This is a genomic window from Lutimonas saemankumensis (genome assembly GCF_020171465.1).
In the GTDB taxonomy this organism is placed as follows: Bacteria; Bacteroidota; Bacteroidia; order Flavobacteriales; family Flavobacteriaceae; genus Lutimonas; species Lutimonas saemankumensis.
In genome coordinates this window covers 1,359,046-1,378,095 of record NZ_JAIUZR010000003.1, presented here as the reverse complement: position 1 = coordinate 1,378,095, position 19,050 = coordinate 1,359,046, and the positions used below count along the sequence as shown (strand labels likewise).

The following is a 19,050-nucleotide window of genomic DNA, read 5'->3' as shown; positions in this document are numbered from 1 at the left end:
GTAATTTGTAGTCGGATAGTTTAATCAAAAAATAAATAAGAATCAATAGCAATTTTATTTTTTTTTAATAAACTTTATTCACAAATTTGTAATAGCAAAAAAGATACCTGATTTGCTAAAAAAAGGGAACTATACTTAATTCAAAAATATTTTAATTAAATGACGAGAACAGCCTCCTCTGTATGGAATAATTGTTTACTTTTTATAAAGGATAATATCAAGCCTCAGGCCTATAAAACATGGTTTGAGCCGATAAAACCCATTAAGCTGTCAGGAGATGTATTGACCATTCAGGTACCAAGTAAATTCTTTTTTGAATGGCTGGAGGAACATTATATTAAATTATTGAGAGTTGCGCTGATCAGGGAGCTTGGAGATCATGCAAAATTGGTCTATGATGTAAGAATGGAAAATACCTATAGTAATAAAAAACCTCACACTGTAAAATTTCCAAGTTCAAATAAAAAACCCTTTAATTCACAGGGAGTAACCATTCCCCTCGAAATTGATAAAAGAGAATTAAAAAATCCATTTGTTATTCCGGGAATTCAAAAGGTAAAAATAGAGTCACAACTTAATCCCAATTATAATTTCGAGAATTTTATTGAAGGAGATTCAAATCGCCTGGCGAGATCGGCTAGTATGGCAGTGTCCAATAAGCCGGGTGGGACTTCTTTCAATCCTTTACTGATCTATGGTGGTGTAGGCTTGGGTAAGACCCATCTTGCACAGGCCATCGGTGTAAGAATAAAGGAAAGGTATCCTGAAAAAACGGTTCTGTATATTTCAGCGGAAAAGTTTACCCAGCAATTTATTGATTCGGTTAAGGCAAATACCCGAAATGATTTTATTCATTTTTATCAGATGATTGATGTTTTGATTGTGGATGATGTTCAGTTCCTTTCAGGAAAGTCCGGTACCCAGGACGTATTCTTCCATATCTTTAATCATTTGCATCAAAATGGCAAACAGGTTATTCTAACCTCTGACAAGGCACCTGTTGATATGCAGGATATTGAGCAGCGATTGTTGTCTCGTTTTAAATGGGGATTATCTGCTGAGCTTGTGGCTCCGGATTATGAAACCAGAATCAGTATTTTAAAAAGCAAAATGTTCCGTGACGGAGTTGAAATTCCTGAGGAAATTGTTGAATATATCGCCAAAAACATCAAAACAAATGTTCGCGAACTGGAAGGTGTACTAATTTCCTTGATAGCACAGGCTTCTTTTAACAGAAAGGAATTTACATTATCACTTACCAAGCAGATTGTTGATAAATTCGTTAAAAACACCAAGAAAGAGGTGTCTATAGACTACATACAAAAGGTTGTTTCAAAGTATTTTGAAATGGATGTCACAACCTTACAGTCCAAAACTAGAAAACGTCATATCGTACAGGCAAGACAGTTGGCGATGTATTTTGCAAAAAGAATGACCAAGGCATCATTGGCGAGTATTGGTTCGCAAATAGGAAGCCGTGATCATGCTACCGTTTTACACGCCTGTAAAACCGTTGATAATCTTACGGAAACAGACAAACAGTTTCGCAAGTATGTTGATGAGTTGACAAAGAAACTTACATTTTAGAAATTCAAAAGTTTATGGTGAGGGTATTAATGGTATGTCTGGGTAATATCTGCAGGTCACCATTAGCAGAAGGTATCCTTAAGTCTAAAGTTAATGCAGAAGCTATTTTTGTTGATTCAGCAGGTACGGGTGGATGGCATGTTGGAGAACTTCCGGATGTCAGATCCATGGAAGTTGCCCGAAAAAACCAGATTGATATAAGTGATCAGCGTTGCAGAAAATTTTCAGTTCAGGATTTTATAGATTTTGATCTCATTTATGTCATGGATAGTTCTAACTTGAGGGATGTGCTGAATTTGGCTGGATCTCAAAATGAAATTGATAAGGTAAAACTTATTCTCAATGAAATGGAGCCAGGAATGGACAGAGAAGTTCCGGACCCCTATTACGGTGGGAATAATGGTTTTGATCTGGTGTTTAAAATGTTGGACGCAGCCTGTGAAGTAATTGCAAAAAAAATTGAAAAATGAGTTCCGGATTTGGTAAACTGTACTTGATCCCAACAACCTTGGGTGACAATGAGCCTCTCGAGGTACTTCCGATCTCGGTAAAAAAGCGAGTCGAAAACATTGATTTTTTCATTGTAGAGAACGAGAAAAGCGCAAGAAGGTTTATTAAAAAAATCACACCCAGAAAATCTCAGCCGGCACTTCGATTGTTTTTGCTCGATAAATACACCAGTGAATTTGAGTCTAAGTCTTTTTTGGACCCCTGTTTTCAAGGAATAAATGTTGGTCTGTTATCAGAAGCGGGAGTGCCTGCTATTGCTGATCCCGGGGCAAATATTGTGATGCTGGCACATCAAAAAAAAATTGAGGTTGTACCTATGGTTGGGCCATCGTCCATCATTCTGGCCATGATGGGATCCGGGCTTAATGGCCAAAACTTTGCATTTAATGGTTATTTGCCCATTGAAAAAATAGAGCGAAAAAAGAGGCTCAAGGAGCTTGAAAGGCTTTCAAAACAAAATAATCAGACACAGATCTTTATCGAGACTCCATATCGGAATCAAAAACTTTTCAATGAGTTCAAGGCTTCATTAACTCCATCTACACTTCTGTGTGTGGCAGCCGATCTTACATTGAGTACGGAATACATCAAGACATTGACCATAAAGGAATGGAAAAATGAAAATATTGATCTGCATAAACGACCCTGTATTTTCATTTATCACAAATATTAGACGAGATCGGTTTCTTCAAGGTACCAGACCTGAAAATCCGATTTTAGATTCTGGCGTTTTTGACGGGCTTGATAAAGGAAGTGTCATAACCGGCAAACTTTTTCATATACTGATGCACGTTGGTGCCATAAGCATCATAGGCATTAAATTCACCATTGCTTCTCAGGTATTTCTTTACGTTTCCCGCGCCTGCGAGATGCGCAGCAGCCAGAATTCCGGATTCGGTAATAACCACCCCGTTAATTTTTTTACCCACGCTTCTCTTAATGTCTCTTATCAGGATCCATTTATTTAAAGAGCAAAGGGTGTAGAAAGCATCTTCCTGTAATTTTGGGTCATTGAGGAAATTCTCTGTATCATAAATTCTTATCCGGTTTAAAGTAGATTCACCAAATTGATACTTACCTAAATACCCAAGACTGTTTACTTTCTTGTAATTTCCTCTTGATTCTTTAAAAGCGATGGCTTCTTTAAATCCGATATAATGATTATCTACTGAAGGAGTAAAATAAACCTTGAAAGGCTCTACACTTTTACTTACCGTGACAATTGTATTTGCCTTTGGAAGGTTGTAACGCACTTTTTTATCTGCTTTATAAAAAAGGGTATAATTCTGTGTAAAAACAACTAAAATTATCGCAATGTATGCGATAAACATCATTCTCTTTTCCATGATTGTATTTTTTAGTTAGGGAGCACCTAAAAACTACATTTCTGGGACAAAGATAAGCCATTTTTTACAAATCGTTCAAAATGAGAAGAAAAGCTTGGGCACGAGGCAAATTTAAAAGTAAAGAAAATGGAATTTAAAGCTACCGTTACTTCTGTATTCAACTGTTGGCGCCGGTATTTTAACAAAGTTAAAAACGTTAAAAACAGTTTTCAGAAAATCTGATTTTGTTTTGATTTTTGTAAGATCTACATCAATACTTGTGAAAAATTGTCTGTATGATTCAATGGGAGCAGGAGGTTCAACCGAGTTGTCAAAACTCCCCTCGGGAAGCCCGTTGGCTCCATAGCCCAGGGAGAAGTTTAACCATGGCGGAATGTTACTTTCTTTAAAAAAGGACTTGAGATTGAAAGATAACCAATAAGTCTGACCGTTGTAATCTTTAAGAAGTTGTTCCAGGGTAGTACCACCCAGTTGCTCCGGATCATTTATAGCGTAATCCGTTGTATGAAAAGAAAATTTTATTTGGATTCTCTGTTCGTCCCAAAGCAGTTCCTGGCCAATCAATAATCCTGTTCCCAGAGCATTGGCTGCAACATCTCCCGTGGAAAAGCCCCATTCCTCAGAAAACCCATCTAAAATCTCTACGGCAGTTAAAAATACAAATCCAAGTGTTGCTCCATACAGGAGCTGGTTCTTTTTCGATTCACCCGCCCAGGCCAGGGCATCCATCCCCATTTTACCTATATAATACGAACTAAAAACATGCCCAAACTTATCCATTTGCATCCACTCGGAATTGTCATTGAAGGAATGAAATCGGGACCGGTCATAATCTGAATACCAGGCCTCGTTCAGAGCCAATAGGGTTACAGTAGCCAAAGACGCTTCTGTTATATATACAGCGTTTCTTCTTTTCTTGTTTAAAGTGTCAGAACGTTGGAAGAAAGGAGTTTTTTGCTGGGCCCTTAGTAAATCACTACCCGTAAAAGACAGCAGGAAGCACAGAAGAAAAAAAATATGTAATTTTTTTGAACCTATCACCTGTTTATTCCCTGTTGACTAACCCACCTCTGATATTCAGCGGCATTCTTATTGTGTTCTCTTAAAGTTTTGGCAAATTTATGATAACCTATTTTTTCAACACTCGCGCACATATAATAAAACTTATGGCCTTCAGGGTTCAAAACCGCATCAATTGAGGAAATGTCTGGCATTCCTATGGGTCCCGGAGGCAGTCCGAAATTTGCATAGGTGTTATAAGGCGAATCTATATCAAGATCCTTGTTCAGGACTCGTTTGAATTCTTTTTCCTGACCATATTTTTGTTTCAAGGCAAAAATAATCGTCGGATCTGCCTGTAGCGGCCAGAAATCATGAAGACGGTTCAAATAAAGTCCCGCAACGGTTTTTCTTTCCTCAATAATGGCAGTTTCTTTTTGAACGATGGATGCCAGGGTGGCTACCTGAATCGGATTCAGGTTCTGGGCCTTGGCTTTTTCCATTCGTGCATCGGTCCAGAACCTTTTGTATTCTGTGAGCATTCTGTCTCGAAATTCAACGGGGTTCGTATTCCAATAAAAATCATAAGAATTTGGGATATACATCGCAAGGGCCGTTTCGGGTGTGAACCCATTCCTGGCTATAAAATCAATATCTTTAAAGGCCTCAAATAAGGCTGCCGAATCTGCTTCAATCTGCATTGCAACCCTTCCTGCGAGTTTTTCGAAACTATCCTGATTGTTGAAGGTCAGGGTAATGGTCTCTGCTTTTCCGCCTCTTAAATGATTGATCAGTTCATCATTGTTCATTCCTTCAGTAATTCTGAATTTTCCGGGTCTTATTTTGTTTGGATAATTCTTCTTCTCGGCAACCCAGATAAATCCGTTCATGTTTCGGATATAAGGATCCAAAATTGGAATCAATTCTTTTATCGTGGTTCCGGCAGGAATGAAAACAGAAACGGTCTCTTTTACATTGGGGGCATAAATTTTTCGGTAAAAAGAGTAGCCGATTATGCAAAGCATCAAAAACAGTATTCCTAAGGTAATTGCGATTTTCTTTTTCATTAATGATTCGGGTTTATTTTTTGATAAAGTGCAACGTGCTCAAAGGACCCTCTTCTCCTGATCCATTCCTTCTGGATTCCTACTTTCTCAAACTTTTTTGTTTGAAAAAGGGATAAACTTGCATGGTTTTCTACCGGAATATTGGCATAGATCTGATGGAGGTCCAAATGCCCAAAAACATAGTTGAGAAACAGGTCCAGGGCTTTTGATGCATAGCCATTTCTTTTAAATCGATTCAAAATCAAAATACCTATACCGGCTCTTTTGTGGTGCGGATTGAAGTCATACAGGTCAATCAGTCCCAAGACACATTTGTCGGAAGCCCTAGTAATGACCAAACGCAATTGTTTGGCTTCATAAAGGTCAAGGTGCGCATTTTCAATATATCTTAATAAAACATCCCTCGAGAATGGTGTGAGTGTATCACTGACCTCCCAATAAGAGCTGTTATTTTCCACGGAAAAAAGCAGATCGAGGTCATCTCTCTCCAGTGCCCTCAATTTTAAAGTTTCATTTTCGAGCAAACTCATCGTTAAATTTCTATTTGACCTTCAAATACAAGGGTCGCAGGTCCCGTTAAGACTATATTTTTGAATCCGGTTCCATCAGGTTCAAAAGATATTTTCATTGACCCGCCTTTGGTTTCAATATGAATTTCTTCGGATTGGGTCTTATTCAAAAAGTAGGCGGCAAGAGCAACTGCCGTAACGCCCGTCCCACAGCTTAAGGTTTCATTTTCAACACCTCGTTCATAGGTTCTTACTTTAAAAGAATCGACGCCTGATTGTTCTACGAAATTCACATTTGCGCCAGTCTCGAAATAAGGCGCTCCGTATCTGATTTTTCTCCCCATCTCTACAACATCAACATTATTGACGTTTTGAGTGAACTCAATATGATGTGGTGACCCCGTATCAATAAAAACATGATTTGACTCTTTTTCAATGGATGAAACGTTCATCATTTTTAAACTTACCAGATCGTTTTCAATACTGGCCTCATAAAGTTCCCCAATAGCCTTGAATTTGGTCTTATTTTTAAAAACACCCATTTTCTTCGCAAAAGCAACCAGACATCTTCCACCGTTTCCGCACATTGACCCCGGCCTGCCATCTGCGTTATAATACTTCATTTCGAAGTCAGCTTCTGAAGATGCTTCAAGTGTCATAAATCCATCTGCTCCAATTCCAAATTTTCTATCGCACAAGCGTTTGATAAGATCAAAATCATCAATGGGGAAAACAGCGTCCCTGTTGTCTACGATAACGAAATCGTTACCGGCTCCCTGATATTTGAAAAAGTCTAAATTCATTAGGCAAATGTATGAATTATTGCAAGAAAATTCCCTTGTTAAAGTATAGTTAAAGTAGGTAGAACTTGGTTTTTTTCTTTTTATTTTTGAGATTAATGTTAAAAAATTGAAGAATTATGAAAAACTTTTTTAAGATTCTTGTCGTATCTGCCCTTGGTGGGGTTCTAACATTAGGGGGATATATTTTGTTTTTTGAAAATCAGGAAACAGTAGATAGATCTATGCGATCTTCAATGCCGGTTAGTATTCCTGCCATATACGAGAACGTCAAAGCGGAAGCCGCCGAAAGAACAGATTTTACTGCCATAGCGGAAAAGTCGATTCATGCGGTTGTCCATGTAAAGAATCTGAGTACGGCGCCTTCCAGGTCGAATCCGTTGCTGGAATTCTTTTACGGCCAGTCAGGAGGCTCAGAACGTCAGGTAGTTGGTTCCGGATCCGGTGTGATTATTTCGTCCGATGGGTATATTATTACCAATTATCATGTGATCCAGGGAGCAAAAAAACTAGAAGTAACCCTCAACAATAAAGAATCCTATCAGGCTGAAGTCGTAGGGATAGACGAGAGTACTGATATAGCCTTGTTAAAAATTGAGAAAAGTGATTTGCCTTATCTGGCCTTTGGAGATTCAGATAATCTGAATGTGGGAGAATGGGTTTTGGCAGTCGGAAATCCGTTTAATCTGACTTCTACCGTAACTGCAGGGATTGTAAGTGCCAAGGCCCGGGATATCAATATCATGAATAATAATAAGCGCATTGAGTCCTTTATACAGACTGATGCGGCCGTTAACCCCGGAAATAGTGGAGGTGCTCTTGTAAATACCCGTGGAAATTTAATAGGTATCAATACGGCCATATCTTCTCAAACCGGATCATACATTGGATACTCTTTCGCTGTTCCATCGAATATTGCAAGAAGAGTGATCGAAGATATACTTGAATTTGGTAATGTCCAGCGAGCCTATTTGGGAATCAATTATGAAGAATTAAATAGTGAAAAAGCGGAGGAGTTTGGAGTTTCCAGTACTGAAGGTGTTATAGTAACAAGGGTTTTACAGGGAAGTGCATCTGATGAAGCCGGTATTCAGGTTGGTGATATCATTGTCAAGATGGATAATATCAAGATTTCCAATTTTTCTGATCTGCAAGGTTTTCTTGGATCGAAAAGGCCAGGGGATGAGGTTCAGGTTACAGTTCTAAGAAATGAAAGCCGTAAAACGTTTCCGTTGAAGTTAAAGAATCAGTTCAATAAATATAAATTCGATAATTCTGATTTTTCAAAATATTTCATAGGAGAGCTTCAACCCATTTCCAGGGGAGCTGCGAGTAAGTTTGAACTTGATCACGGGGTAGAGATCACAAATTTGAGAAATAAGGAAATTGAAGAAATGTATGGCGTTGGGAACGGAGATATCATTTTGGCGGTTGAAGATCAGAAAGTATCAAGTGCTGAAGAGGTTGATTTATTGCTTAAAAAATACCAAAGCAAGGATTATTTTGAACTTCAGATTCTTACACGAAGCGGAAAAATGGGTTATATCAGGGTACGATCGAACTAAACTGCTGGATTTATCTATCTTTCTCTAAAAAATAAAAAATTAAGAACTTGACAAAAAATCACTCAACTTGAGTGATTTTTTTGTTGATTACATATAATAAACACATATTTTTGCGTTCTTAACAAAAAGACCCCTTTATTATGAAATTAATGAATAGCTATGAAGAACAGCTTTCTGAGCAGGTTGAACTGAGAAGAATGACCGTTGAACTGATCAAAGTGATCAGTGATCTGTGGTATGAAAACAACATAGAATTATTCCTTTTTAGAAATCAGCTTATCGACAGAAATGTTAGTGAGGTCCTGAATTTACTGGATTATGCCAAAGGATTTGTGCAAAAGCCCATTTCGATGAGTCATATGCTACAGATCGCTAAAAAGATCCAGCAATTGGAACTGCACCCTTCAAAGATCGATATTGGAAAGCTGGCCTATGTCTTCCATTTGACAGGTGAACACGACGTGGATGCATTTGTGACGAAGAAACTTGAAGGGGCCAAATACGGCAATGGTATCAAACCAAAGGATGTTGTTCTCTATGGTTTTGGACGAATTGGAAGGCTTTTGGCACGGGAGTTAATGTCCAGAACGGGTAAAGGAGTTCAAATGAGATTGAGAGCCATCGTTACCAGAGGTGAAATTACACCTGAAGTGCTCGAAAAAAGAGCATCAATGTTAAGAAAGGATTCTGTACACGGCTATTTCAAAGGATCGGTTAAAGTAGATTCAAAAAATAATGCGCTGATCATAAACGGAACCACCGTTTTCGTGATTTCTGCTAATGGCCCTGAAGACCCGGATTATACCTCATATGGTATCCATGAGGCATTGATTATAGATAATACAGGAGCCTTTAGGACAGAAGATGCCCTGGCCAGGCATTTAGAAGCCAAGGGAGCTGATAAGGTGTTACTTACAGCCCCTGGAGTCGGGACGGTTCCCAATATTGTATATGGTGTGAATCAAAATAACTTTGACCCGGACCAGCACCGTATTTTCTCAGCAGCATCTTGTACAACCAATGCCATTACACCTGTTTTAAAAGTCATTAATGATACCTTGGGCATTAAACATGGTCATATTGAGACCATTCATGCTTACACCAATGACCAGAACCTTGTTGATAATATGCATAAGAAGTATCGCAGAGGCAGAGCCGCCGGGCTAAATATGGTAATTACGGAAACAGGAGCAGGTAAAGCGGTATCCAAGGCAGTTCCGGAACTTTCGGGAAAGTTGACCTCTAATGCTATCCGGGTACCAGTACCTAACGGTTCACTTGCTATACTGAATTTGAACCTGCATAGCAAGACTTCAAAGGAGGATCTAAATGCAATTATCAAAAAATATGCTTTGGAAGGTGATTTGGTAGAACAGATTAGATATTCTCTTAGCAATGAACTTGTGTCATCGGATATTGTGGGTACTTTGGAACCGGCAATCTTTGACAGTCATGCAACTATTGTTTCCAAAGAAGGAGATAATGTCTTGTTATATGTTTGGTACGACAACGAATACGGCTATAGCCATCAGGTTTTAGGCCTGGCCAAGTATATTTCCAAGGTAAGGAGATTTGCCTATTACTAAGAGTATCGAATCATTTCCAGGGAACTTTGAATTATTTCTAGGGTTTTGAGGAATCATTGGTTTTCTTGTTAAAAGTTTTTATTATTTTTAACAATCCTTAACAGAACCAAATTTACCCCTATGAAAAAAATATACTTCCTTTTTTTATTGTCAGTTTTGATATCTTCCTGTAAAAAAGGAGATGACCAAAAAGTAATGCCTCCTCAGCCCTTTGAGGTTTATGAAATTCATACCGAATCGGTTCCACTTTATGAAGAGTTTGTGGGGCAGGTTTACGGAGAAAAGGATATTCCGATCCGTGCACGTGTAGAAGGCTTTCTAACAGGGATTCATTTTGATGAAGGACAACGAGTTAACGAAGGGCAGTTATTGTATACCATAGACCCTGAACCTTTTCAGGAAAAAGTTGTGGCAGAAACGTCAAAAGTTTCTGAGGCTAAAACTGTACTTGTTCAGGCTGAAAGTGATTTGCGCAGGATTGAACCACTTGCTGCTATGGCGGCTGTAAGCCAGCAGGAACTGGATATGGCGGTGAGTAAAAGGGATGCCGCACAATCGAGCCTTGAGGCGGCAAAGGCCAACCTGAACATAGCCAAGATCAACCTGGGCTATAGCAAGATGTATGCACCCATAGAAGGAATTATAGGTAAGACCAATGCACGTGAAGGCGAATTTGTGGGTAAAGACCCTAACCCGGTTATCTTGAATACGGTGTCCCAGCTTAGGAATATACGTTTTCAATTCTTCCTTTCAGAAAATGATTACCTTAAAATTGCACGTGAGTATATTTCTAGAACTGAGAGAAAGATAGAAAGATCGGACAGTGCTGATGTTGGGTTACGACTTATTTTGGCGGATGGAGAGGAATTCCCGGAAGATGGTAAGATAGATTTCATTGACCGAAACATAGATTCTTCAACGGGTTCCATTTTGATTCAGGCGACTTTTCCTAATCCGGACCGTCTTATTCGACCCGGCCAGTTCGCTCGAATCCGGGTTCAGTTCAGCCGTGCCGATGATGCCATCCTTATTCCTCAGAAATGTGCTCTAGAACTTCAGGGACAATATTCTGTCTATGTTGTGAATGCTGAAAACAAGCTTGAGAGCCGACAAATAAAGGTAGGTGAAACGGTAGGAGAATTTTACCTTGTTCAGGAGGGTTTAAACGCTGGTGACAAAATACTGATGGAAGGCTTACAAAGAGCTCGGCAAGACATGGAGATCATTCCAAACGTTACTGAATTCCAAAGCAAGAAAGTATCTAAACTTTAGAAGTATATGGCTACAAGTAAAGGTAATTTTTTCGTAAGACGTCCAATTGTGGCTATGGTAATTGCCATAGTTATAGTTATTGTGGGAATGGTATCACTGATAGGCCTTCCTGTTGAACAATACCCGAATTTCACGCCTCCAATCGTTCAGGTAAGAGCTACTTACACCGGAGCGAATGCTATCAATGTGGAAGAATCTGTTGCCACGCCCCTTGAACAGGAGATCAACGGGGTCGACAACATGATCTATATGAAATCTACCAATTCCAATGACGGAACTATGGTGATAGATATCTCCTTTGATGTGGGTACTGACCCGGATATGAATACCGTTTTGGCCCAGAACCGGGTTTCTGCTGCGACTGCCAAGCTACCTGCTGAAGTTACTAAATACGGGATCACAACACAAAAATCATTTCCAAACTTTGTGGGTTTGTATACGCTCACATCGGACGGTAGGTACGATCAGGAGTTTTTGAACAATTACGCGCTGATCAACATTAAAGATAAACTGGCGCGTACAAAAGGGGTTGGACGTGTAGATGTACTGGGAGCAGCAAATTATTCAATGCGAATCTGGGTGAAACCGGATCGTCTGGCTTCTTTGGGGATTGCTGTTCCAGAGATCATGAATGCCATCAACCAGCAAAACATTATTGTTCCAGGGGGTAAATTTGGAGCAGAACCGGCCCCTCCAGGCACCGAGTTTACGTATACGGTCAGACTTCCGGAAAGATTTAATTCTCCAAAGGCTTTTGAAGAGATTGTGGTAAGAACCAATTCGGATGGGTCGCAGGTTAAAATAAAGGATATTGCAACGGTGGAGTTGGGTGTTGAAACCTATAATATGCGCGCTCGCCTGAACAAGGAGACTTGCGCTATTGTAGCGATTTATCAGGCACCTGGAGCAAATGCCGTGAACCTGGTTGAAACCATTACCGCACAGATGAATGAGTTGGAGAAAGATTTTCCGGAAGGAATGAAATATGACCTCTCGCTGGATACCACTACAGCCATTACGGCAGGAATCCAGGAGATTATCACAACGCTGTTTATCGCTTTAGTTTTGGTGATACTTGTGGTATTTATTTTTATTCAAGACTGGCGGGCAACAATCATTCCTACCCTGGCAATTCCTGTATCACTGATAGGTGCCTTTGCTTTTTTCCCAATGCTGGGATTCACGATTAATGTATTGTCCTTGCTTGGATTGGTACTTGCTATTGGTATCGTGGTAGATGATGCTATCGTTGTGGTTGAAGCAGTGCAGGTGAATATTGAAAAAGGGATGAGCACGAAGGAGGCGACGAATGATGCTATGGCAAAAGTTACAGCTCCCGTTATTGCCACAACGCTTGTTTTAGTAGCAGTGTTTGTACCTGTTGCGGGTATGGCAGGAATTACGGGTATTTTATATCAACAATTTGCGATTACGATTGTAGTATCTGTACTTGTGTCATCGGTGAATGCCCTGACTTTGAGTCCGGCTCTTTGTTCGATATTGTTGAAGGAACCTAAACCCTATAAAGGGCCCTTGGGCTGGTTTTTCGGCAAGTTCAACCAGGGCATGGAACGCTCAACTGAGGGTTATATGAGTTTTACCAATGTTGTAACTAGAAAGCTAAAGCGAAGTGTTGCCTTTATCCTGATCATGACAATTGCGGCAGGGGTCTTCTTCAAACTGGTGCCCGGCGGATTTATCCCGGAGGAGGATATGGGTTATTTCTATGTCAATGTACAACTTCCTAATGCCTCGTCAATTCAAAGATCTGATGAGATTGCAAAAGAGATAGAAGAAATTTTAATGAGTATGCCTGAAGTGGAGTATACAACTACCGCTACTGGGTATAGTTTGCTTTCGGGGTCAATGGTTCCTAATAATGGCTTCTTTTTTCTTTCTTTAAAGGATTGGAGTGAGCGTGATTTAACAGCTGATGAGGTGATTCAGAAACTAAATGCCAGGCTGGCTGTTCAGATCAAAGGAGCACAGGCGTTTTCGTTTGGTCCACCTGCTATTCCGGGATTGGGTAATGGATCGGGATACAGCATCATGATTCAGGACAGAGGAGGTAATTCCGCCAATTACCTTCAGGAAAATGCCATGAAATTCGTGAGGGCTGCGGCAGAACAGCCGGAAGTGTTTAATGCTTTCACACCTTTTCAGTCTACCGTTCCTCAGCGTTATATGGATATTGACAAAGAGAAGGCCTTGAAATTAGGGGTGTCACTGAATGATCTTTACCAGACGATTGGATCATTTATGGGAGGCTCCTACGTCAACGATTTCACGCGTTTTGGACGTCTGTACAAGACCTATATTCAGGCTGAACCTGAATATCGCGTTGATGAAAGTCAAATTAATAAATTCTTTGTCCCCAATAAGGATGGTGATATGGTTCCTTTGGGAACAATAGTAAGTATTAAGCCTGTTTACGGACCTGATTATACGAATCGATTTAATTTGTTCAGGGCGGTTGAAGTGACCGGGGTTCCGGCTCCGGGTTATACATCAGCACAGGCCATGGAAGCATTGGAACGAGTTGCGGCTGAAACTTTACCGGCAGATATGACCTACAGCTGGAATGCCATGTCCTTTCAGGAAAAGAAGGCTTCAGGCTCTTTAGGGACCATCTTGATTTTTTCTTTGGTATTTGTATTTCTGATACTTGCCGCTCAGTATGAAAGCTGGTCTCTTCCTTTATCGATCTTGATGGGAACACCATTTGCCATCTTTGGAGCTTTGTTCTTTTTATGGGTATCCAGATTTATCAGCCCTTCTTTCGAGAACAACATCTTTGCCCAGGTTTCCTTTGTGATGCTTATCGGAATGGCTGCCAAGAACGCCATCCTGATCATTGAATTCGCGAATGAAGAATTTGCCACGGGAAAAAGCCTTTTCGATTCGGCTATGGAAGCTGCTAAATCCCGTTTCAGGCCGATATTAATGACTGCCTTCTCTTTTATTCTTGGAGTGTTGCCCTTGGTAGTGGCCTCCGGATCGGGTGCAGAGGCAAGAAAAGTGATGGGAATGGCCCTACTGGGAGGAATGACGATAGCAACATTTCTTGGAGTATTTCTATACCCAATGCTATTTGTTTTGATCGGAAAATTATTTGGCTATGAAAAACAACGTGAAAAGGCAATGGCCTTGGAACAAAAATCAACAGAAAGCAATGACTAAGAAACTTATTACATACGGTACGCTGGGCTTGATGACTATGTTGTTTGTGGTTTCGTGTAAGGTGGGGCCAAACTATGTGGAACCTGAAGACACAACTCCGGCTGATTTTAGGTTTGCCACAAAAAAAACGGATAGTATCATCAATTTCAAATGGTGGGAGATCTTTAATGACCCTACACTTGATACACTGATTCATGTTGCCCTACGCGAAAATAAAAACCTTTTGATCGCTGCAAGTCGAATCGAGCAGGCTCGTGCAAATTACAAATTCAATAAGGCGGATATGGGTCCAAAATTTGGTGTACAGGCGGATGCCTCGGTTCAAAATCAGTTATTTGGCCAGCCCCTTGATCAAAATCTCGAGACCTATGGAGTGAATGGCACTGTGAATTGGGAACTGGATTTCTGGGGAAAGTTCCGAAGAGGTAATGAGGCCGCCCAGGCTGAATTAATGGCCTCTTTTTACGGGAAGCGTGCCATAGAGGTTGCGTTGATCAGTGAGGTCGCCATTAATTATTTTCAATTGCTAGATTTCAAGACAAGACTCGATATTTCAGAGAAAACGCTGGCCTCTCGTGACACCTCGTTACAGATCATTCAGGCTCGTTTTGATGAGGGTTATACGCATATTATTGATGTGAACCAGGCTGAGATCCAGAAAGCTATTGCAGAGGTTTCTGTTCCTACGTTCCGTCGTGAGATTGGTTTTGCTGAGAATAATTTAAGTATACTATTGGGAAAAAACCCGGGAGGAATTTTAACTCCAAAGACGCTTATTGAGTACAGTGTTCCTGATTCTGTACCTCACGGAATCCCGTCGGAATTATTGGCAAGAAGGCCCGATGTTATGGAGGCTGCACAGCTATATAGAGCACAAAATGCCCGAATTGGTGTGGCACAGGCGATGAGGTTTCCGGCGATTAGCCTTACCGGAGCCTTAGGCGTTGGATCCAATGATCTTTCGAACTTATTGGATAATGGATTAGGATGGAGCGCAGGGGCAAGTCTTTTAGGGCCATTATTCGAATGGGGAAAAAATGTTCGTCGCGTGGATATCGAGCGCGAACTTGCCAGGCAGTCCCTTTTTTCTTATGAGAATACCGTTTTAACGGCGCTTCTGGAAGTAGATAATTCCTTAATCTCTTTGCAGACTTTACGGGATGAGCTTGCAGCGAATGAATATAAACTGGCAGCTGCTGAAAATGCGAGTTACTTGTCAAGGCAGAGATACTTTCAAGGGGTAACCAGTTATCTTGAAGTGATTGAAAACCAGCGACAGGAATTCGAAGCCCGACTTAGTTACTCTGAAAATTATCAGCGATTGCTCAGTGCTTACATAGGACTTTATAAATCCCTTGGAGGAGGTTGGGTTACCGAGGCCGAACTTGAAAAATACGCCCTTCAATTGGCAGATGAATTAAATGTTGATGAGTCTGAGATTGATCGGGACAGCCTTTATTATGCAGGCCAGTTAGTGGATTATTATTTGACACCTGAACAGGAACAACAACGTAAGGAACAACGAAAGGAACTGAATCGTAAAGAGCGTGAAATGCGCAAGGCCGCAAGACAATCAGCCAATTAAACGGACCAATAAAAAACGGCCGCATTTTACTGCAGCCGCTCTTGCTAAAAAAATCAACACAAAATCCCTGGTATGGATTGCCAGGGATTAATATTTTTATGTAAAGATAATTTGTGTTCTGTCACCATCGCAAAGTCCGTAGAAATCTCCAATCGTGATGATCGAATCTACTTCTTCATGAAGGTCCTCTTTTTCCAGTTTGAACATATCCACAGCCAGTTTACAGGCATAAATTGTTCCACCACCTGCCGTAATCATTTCAAGGAACTCATCAACAGGAGGAATATCCAGTTCTTCCATCTGATTACGCATCATTTTAGACACCCCTGCTTCAACTCCAGGCAAACCTCCAAGCATGGTTGGGAATGGAAGCCCTCCCGGCATTCGCATGGCCGGATTTCCGGTTGTAGCTGTATGTAAGCTGTTCAGACGTTCCTTAGTAATTCCATCCAGTCCGAAGAAAGTAAAGAATACGTTTGTTTCAATACCTTCCATAACGGCACCGTTTGCCATTACTAATGTTGCATATACATCTTCCAAAGATCCTTTGGCGCAAATAATACATACTTTTTCTAATGGTTTTTTTTCTTCTGTACTCATAATTCTATATTTTACATTGAAGGAATTGATCTTTTACACACAACTTGCGGGTTTTGGAATACCAGCGATTCTTGCTGAGTATTTTAGAGGCCCTTTAGGGAAAAGTTTGTAAAGTCCTTTGATGTCAGTTATTCCTGATTTCCCGACCTTTCTTATTGTTAAAGATTCACCTGCTTCAGTTTTGTCTCTTAAATAGTTCAAAACCTCGAAATGTTTATCCGTTAACTCGATACCAATTTCACTGGCGATTTCTCTTGCAACGTCTTCATTCCATTCATTCATATTTTCAAGATATCCATCTTCTGATACATTGATCTGTGCTCCTGCGATTGTTTGTAAAGCCATAATATTATTATTTAAGTTATTTATTTAATTGTTTATTTTTCTATACTTACGTCTCTAGAGACATTTTTCATAAAAGTTATTCCGTAACCCAGTGCTTTTTGCATTTCGGGGCTGTTCATTTCTCTCATCAGTTTCCAGACTGAGTAGGAAGGAACGCTTTCAGTTTCCATACTGTTAAATGCTTTAATGGCATTTTGCATGGTATTTAAAACCTCGGGCTGGGTCATTTCTTTGACAATGTTTAGAATTGAAACGATGCTATTGGCAAGTTCCTTTAGGTCCTGAGGACTGAATCCCTGAACAATATTGTCTACCACAGGCCCGATTTCTCGTATAAAGTCAAAATATCCTTTTTCCTCGAGAGAATTCATTTGTTTTGTAAAGTCAATGATTACCTCATTCGCTATTGGGCCAACTTCTTTACCCAGGTCCACTGCCATCTCAAGGGTATCCATTACGGCTTTAATATTCCCTACATTTCTAAGAAACGATACGGCCAATCCTGTCAGTTCGGACGGATCCAGTTCAACCTGTCTTTTGTCAAGCTCAGCAACTGTTGATTCATAAGCATCCTTTCCAACGATACTGAGGTCGCTAACAAGATCCTCAATCATTCTTGATTGCGAATTTTGTTGCTGGACATAGCCCAGTATCATGTCCATTTTTTTATCAAGTGCATCAATCTGCATTTGAATATTTGTATCTTCTGCTATCGTTTTCATGCTGTCACTCTTTTTTTACCGGCCATGGTCATATCGGCTTCAATGGGTAATTCTCTTCCCTTGAGCAAAATGTGCCAGTAGATCCATCTAAACAAGATTTTCCCGTAGTGGTTCATTTTGGTGTTCTTCAATAATCCAAAGGGTCCGATTCCAGGTAAAGGGAAGGTCCCTGGAAGGGGCTCAGTTTCATAATTGAAATCGATCAATGCTCCTTTTCCGTAACCTGTTTCAATATAACAGTTAGCGTGACCATCAAACTTAGCAGGTAATTCTCGTCCTTCTACGGCGGCTAAGATGTTCTCTGTTAGGATTTCAGCAGCGAAATGTGCTACAGATCCTGCTTTTGACGTTGGAATATTTGAGGCATCTCCAATGACAAAGATATTTTCAAATTGTTTTGATTGTAAGGTATGTTTGTCCGTGGGAACATAATTCATGTCATCACCTAATCCACTTCTTTCGATCATATCTGATCCCATATTTACGGGAACAATGGTTAAAATATCAAAATCAATTTCCCGGTCATCGTAAGAGACAATCTTTTTGTTTTCGTTATCTACATGACTTAAATAGAAATCAGCTTCTACCTTAATGTTCTTTTCTTCTAAAAGATCTCCCAGTACTTTTGACGCTACGGGTTTTGTGAAAGCACCTGACATTAAAGTAACATAAGTAATGTCTACTTTATCTCTCATTCCACGTTCAGCAAAATAGGCTTCCGCAAGACATACAAACTCTATGGGTGCCACGGGACACTTATAGGGTAATTCAGGAATACACATAACCAGTTTTCCACCTTCCCAGTCTTTAAAGCGCTTTTGCAAGGCGACTGCACCTTCAACCGTATAAAAGTCAAAAATGTCTTTATACCATAATTTGTCTTGTAACCCTTCCGTTTCAGAAGGTCTTGTCTCCGTACCCGTTGCGATGATCAAAAAATCGTAATTCAGTACTTTTCCATCCTCGAGCAATACCTTGTTCTCTTCACCTACAATTTTATCGATCGGGCTGAAGATCACGTTTACACCTGGAGGGAAAAAGTCATATTTGGGTTTAATGACATCTTTCTTGTTATAAATTCCAAATGGAATAAATAAAAACCCGGGTTGATAATAATGCGTTTTGTACTGATCTACAATTGTGATTTCCCATTCCTCTCTATCGAGTTCATGATGCAATTTGTTCAGCATCATTGTTCCGGCTGTTCCAGCTCCTAAAATCACTAGCTTCTTCATAATATTTGTCTTAATTAATTATAGCACAAAGATAGAGCGAGGTTTTTTTTCAATATGTGATTTAAATCATATTTTTGATCGTAAAGTCACTATTTTCAGTAACTTAAGTGACACAAAGGCTGAGGTATTTTTTATATAAGAC

17 protein-coding genes are annotated in these 19,050 nt (G+C 40.0%); 8 read left to right on the top strand and 9 right to left on the bottom strand.

Annotated elements, in window-relative coordinates:
* Positions 1-159: 159 nt before the first annotated feature.
* From dnaA to LCM02_RS07660, 3 genes are read left to right on the top strand one after another with little or no spacing between them, the layout of a single operon-like run.
* A complete protein-coding gene (gene dnaA / locus LCM02_RS07670; protein WP_224927736.1) occupies positions 160-1,587 on the top strand; it encodes a chromosomal replication initiator protein DnaA in 1,428 nt (475 codons plus the stop codon).
* A 14-nt stretch (positions 1,588-1,601) separates the two neighbouring features.
* Positions 1,602-2,057, top strand: coding sequence for a low molecular weight protein-tyrosine-phosphatase (locus LCM02_RS07665; RefSeq protein ID WP_224927735.1), 456 nt, complete (start codon positions 1,602-1,604; stop codon positions 2,055-2,057).
* On the top strand, positions 2,054-2,770 hold the full coding sequence (locus LCM02_RS07660) for an SAM-dependent methyltransferase (RefSeq protein WP_224927734.1): 717 nt from the start codon (positions 2,054-2,056) through the stop codon (positions 2,768-2,770). The genes LCM02_RS07665 and LCM02_RS07660 overlap by 4 nt, the downstream gene beginning before the upstream one ends.
* A 43-nt stretch (positions 2,771-2,813) precedes the next feature.
* Here the strand turns inward: LCM02_RS07660 and LCM02_RS07655 are convergent, their stop codons facing one another.
* The 5 genes from LCM02_RS07655 to dapF all read right to left on the bottom strand — a co-directional run bounded on the left by LCM02_RS07655 (position 2,814) and on the right by dapF (position 6,821).
* Entirely contained in the window at positions 2,814-3,443 is a 630-nt protein-coding gene (locus LCM02_RS07655; protein ID WP_224927733.1) for a peptidoglycan-binding protein LysM, read from the bottom strand.
* 111 nt (positions 3,444-3,554) lie between these two features.
* Positions 3,555-4,484 carry a DUF2279 domain-containing protein gene (locus LCM02_RS07650; RefSeq protein WP_224927732.1) on the bottom strand — a complete coding sequence of 310 codons (930 nt, stop codon included), beginning with the start codon at positions 4,482-4,484 and terminating at the stop codon, positions 3,555-3,557.
* Entirely contained in the window at positions 4,481-5,509 is a 1,029-nt protein-coding gene (gene mltG / locus LCM02_RS07645) for an endolytic transglycosylase MltG (protein WP_224927731.1), read from the bottom strand. Before mltG ends, LCM02_RS07650 begins: the two co-directional genes overlap by 4 nt.
* Entirely contained in the window at positions 5,509-6,039 is a 531-nt protein-coding gene (locus LCM02_RS07640) for a GNAT family N-acetyltransferase (RefSeq protein ID WP_224927730.1), read from the bottom strand. Before LCM02_RS07640 ends, mltG begins: the two co-directional genes overlap by 1 nt.
* A gap of 2 nt (positions 6,040-6,041) precedes the next feature.
* Positions 6,042-6,821: a diaminopimelate epimerase gene (gene dapF, locus LCM02_RS07635; RefSeq protein ID WP_224927729.1), complete on the bottom strand. Its 780-nt coding sequence runs from the start codon at positions 6,819-6,821 to the stop codon at positions 6,042-6,044.
* Positions 6,822-6,937: 116 nt separating this feature from the next.
* On the opposite strand from dapF, the gene LCM02_RS07630 reads away from it, so the two are divergent.
* The 5 genes from LCM02_RS07630 to LCM02_RS07610 all read left to right on the top strand — a co-directional run bounded on the left by LCM02_RS07630 (position 6,938) and on the right by LCM02_RS07610 (position 16,006).
* Positions 6,938-8,383: a S1C family serine protease gene (locus tag LCM02_RS07630; RefSeq protein ID WP_224927728.1), complete on the top strand. Its 1,446-nt coding sequence runs from the start codon at positions 6,938-6,940 to the stop codon at positions 8,381-8,383.
* A gap of 140 nt (positions 8,384-8,523) precedes the next feature.
* On the top strand, positions 8,524-9,969 hold the full coding sequence (locus LCM02_RS07625) for a glyceraldehyde-3-phosphate dehydrogenase (protein ID WP_224927727.1): 1,446 nt from the start codon (positions 8,524-8,526) through the stop codon (positions 9,967-9,969).
* Positions 9,970-10,089: 120 nt separating this feature from the next.
* Positions 10,090-11,241 (top strand): efflux RND transporter periplasmic adaptor subunit, encoded by a 1,152-nt coding sequence (locus LCM02_RS07620; RefSeq protein ID WP_224927726.1) that lies wholly within the window; start codon positions 10,090-10,092, stop codon positions 11,239-11,241.
* A gap of 6 nt (positions 11,242-11,247) precedes the next feature.
* Entirely contained in the window at positions 11,248-14,421 is a 3,174-nt protein-coding gene (locus tag LCM02_RS07615) for an efflux RND transporter permease subunit (RefSeq protein ID WP_224927725.1), read from the top strand.
* On the top strand, positions 14,414-16,006 hold the full coding sequence (locus LCM02_RS07610) for an efflux transporter outer membrane subunit (RefSeq protein WP_224927724.1): 1,593 nt from the start codon (positions 14,414-14,416) through the stop codon (positions 16,004-16,006). Before LCM02_RS07615 ends, LCM02_RS07610 begins: the two co-directional genes overlap by 8 nt.
* A gap of 96 nt (positions 16,007-16,102) precedes the next feature.
* Here LCM02_RS07610 and LCM02_RS07605 read toward each other — a convergent pair whose 3' ends face one another.
* The 4 genes from LCM02_RS07605 to sqr are packed head-to-tail and all read right to left on the bottom strand — an operon-like array spanning position 16,103 to position 18,908.
* Positions 16,103-16,606 carry a DsrE/DsrF/DrsH-like family protein gene (locus tag LCM02_RS07605; RefSeq protein WP_224927723.1) on the bottom strand — a complete coding sequence of 168 codons (504 nt, stop codon included), beginning with the start codon at positions 16,604-16,606 and terminating at the stop codon, positions 16,103-16,105.
* 33 nt (positions 16,607-16,639) lie between these two features.
* The gene (locus tag LCM02_RS07600) at positions 16,640-16,951 is read right to left on the bottom strand and encodes a TusE/DsrC/DsvC family sulfur relay protein (RefSeq protein WP_224927722.1); all 312 of its coding nucleotides are present in this window, start codon (positions 16,949-16,951) and stop codon (positions 16,640-16,642) included.
* A gap of 32 nt (positions 16,952-16,983) precedes the next feature.
* Entirely contained in the window at positions 16,984-17,673 is a 690-nt protein-coding gene (locus tag LCM02_RS07595; protein WP_224927721.1) for a DUF1641 domain-containing protein, read from the bottom strand.
* Positions 17,670-18,908 (bottom strand): type III sulfide quinone reductase, selenoprotein subtype, encoded by a 1,239-nt coding sequence (sqr, locus tag LCM02_RS07590; protein WP_224927720.1) that lies wholly within the window; start codon positions 18,906-18,908, stop codon positions 17,670-17,672. The genes LCM02_RS07595 and sqr overlap by 4 nt, the downstream gene beginning before the upstream one ends.
* Positions 18,909-19,050 lie beyond the last annotated feature (142 nt).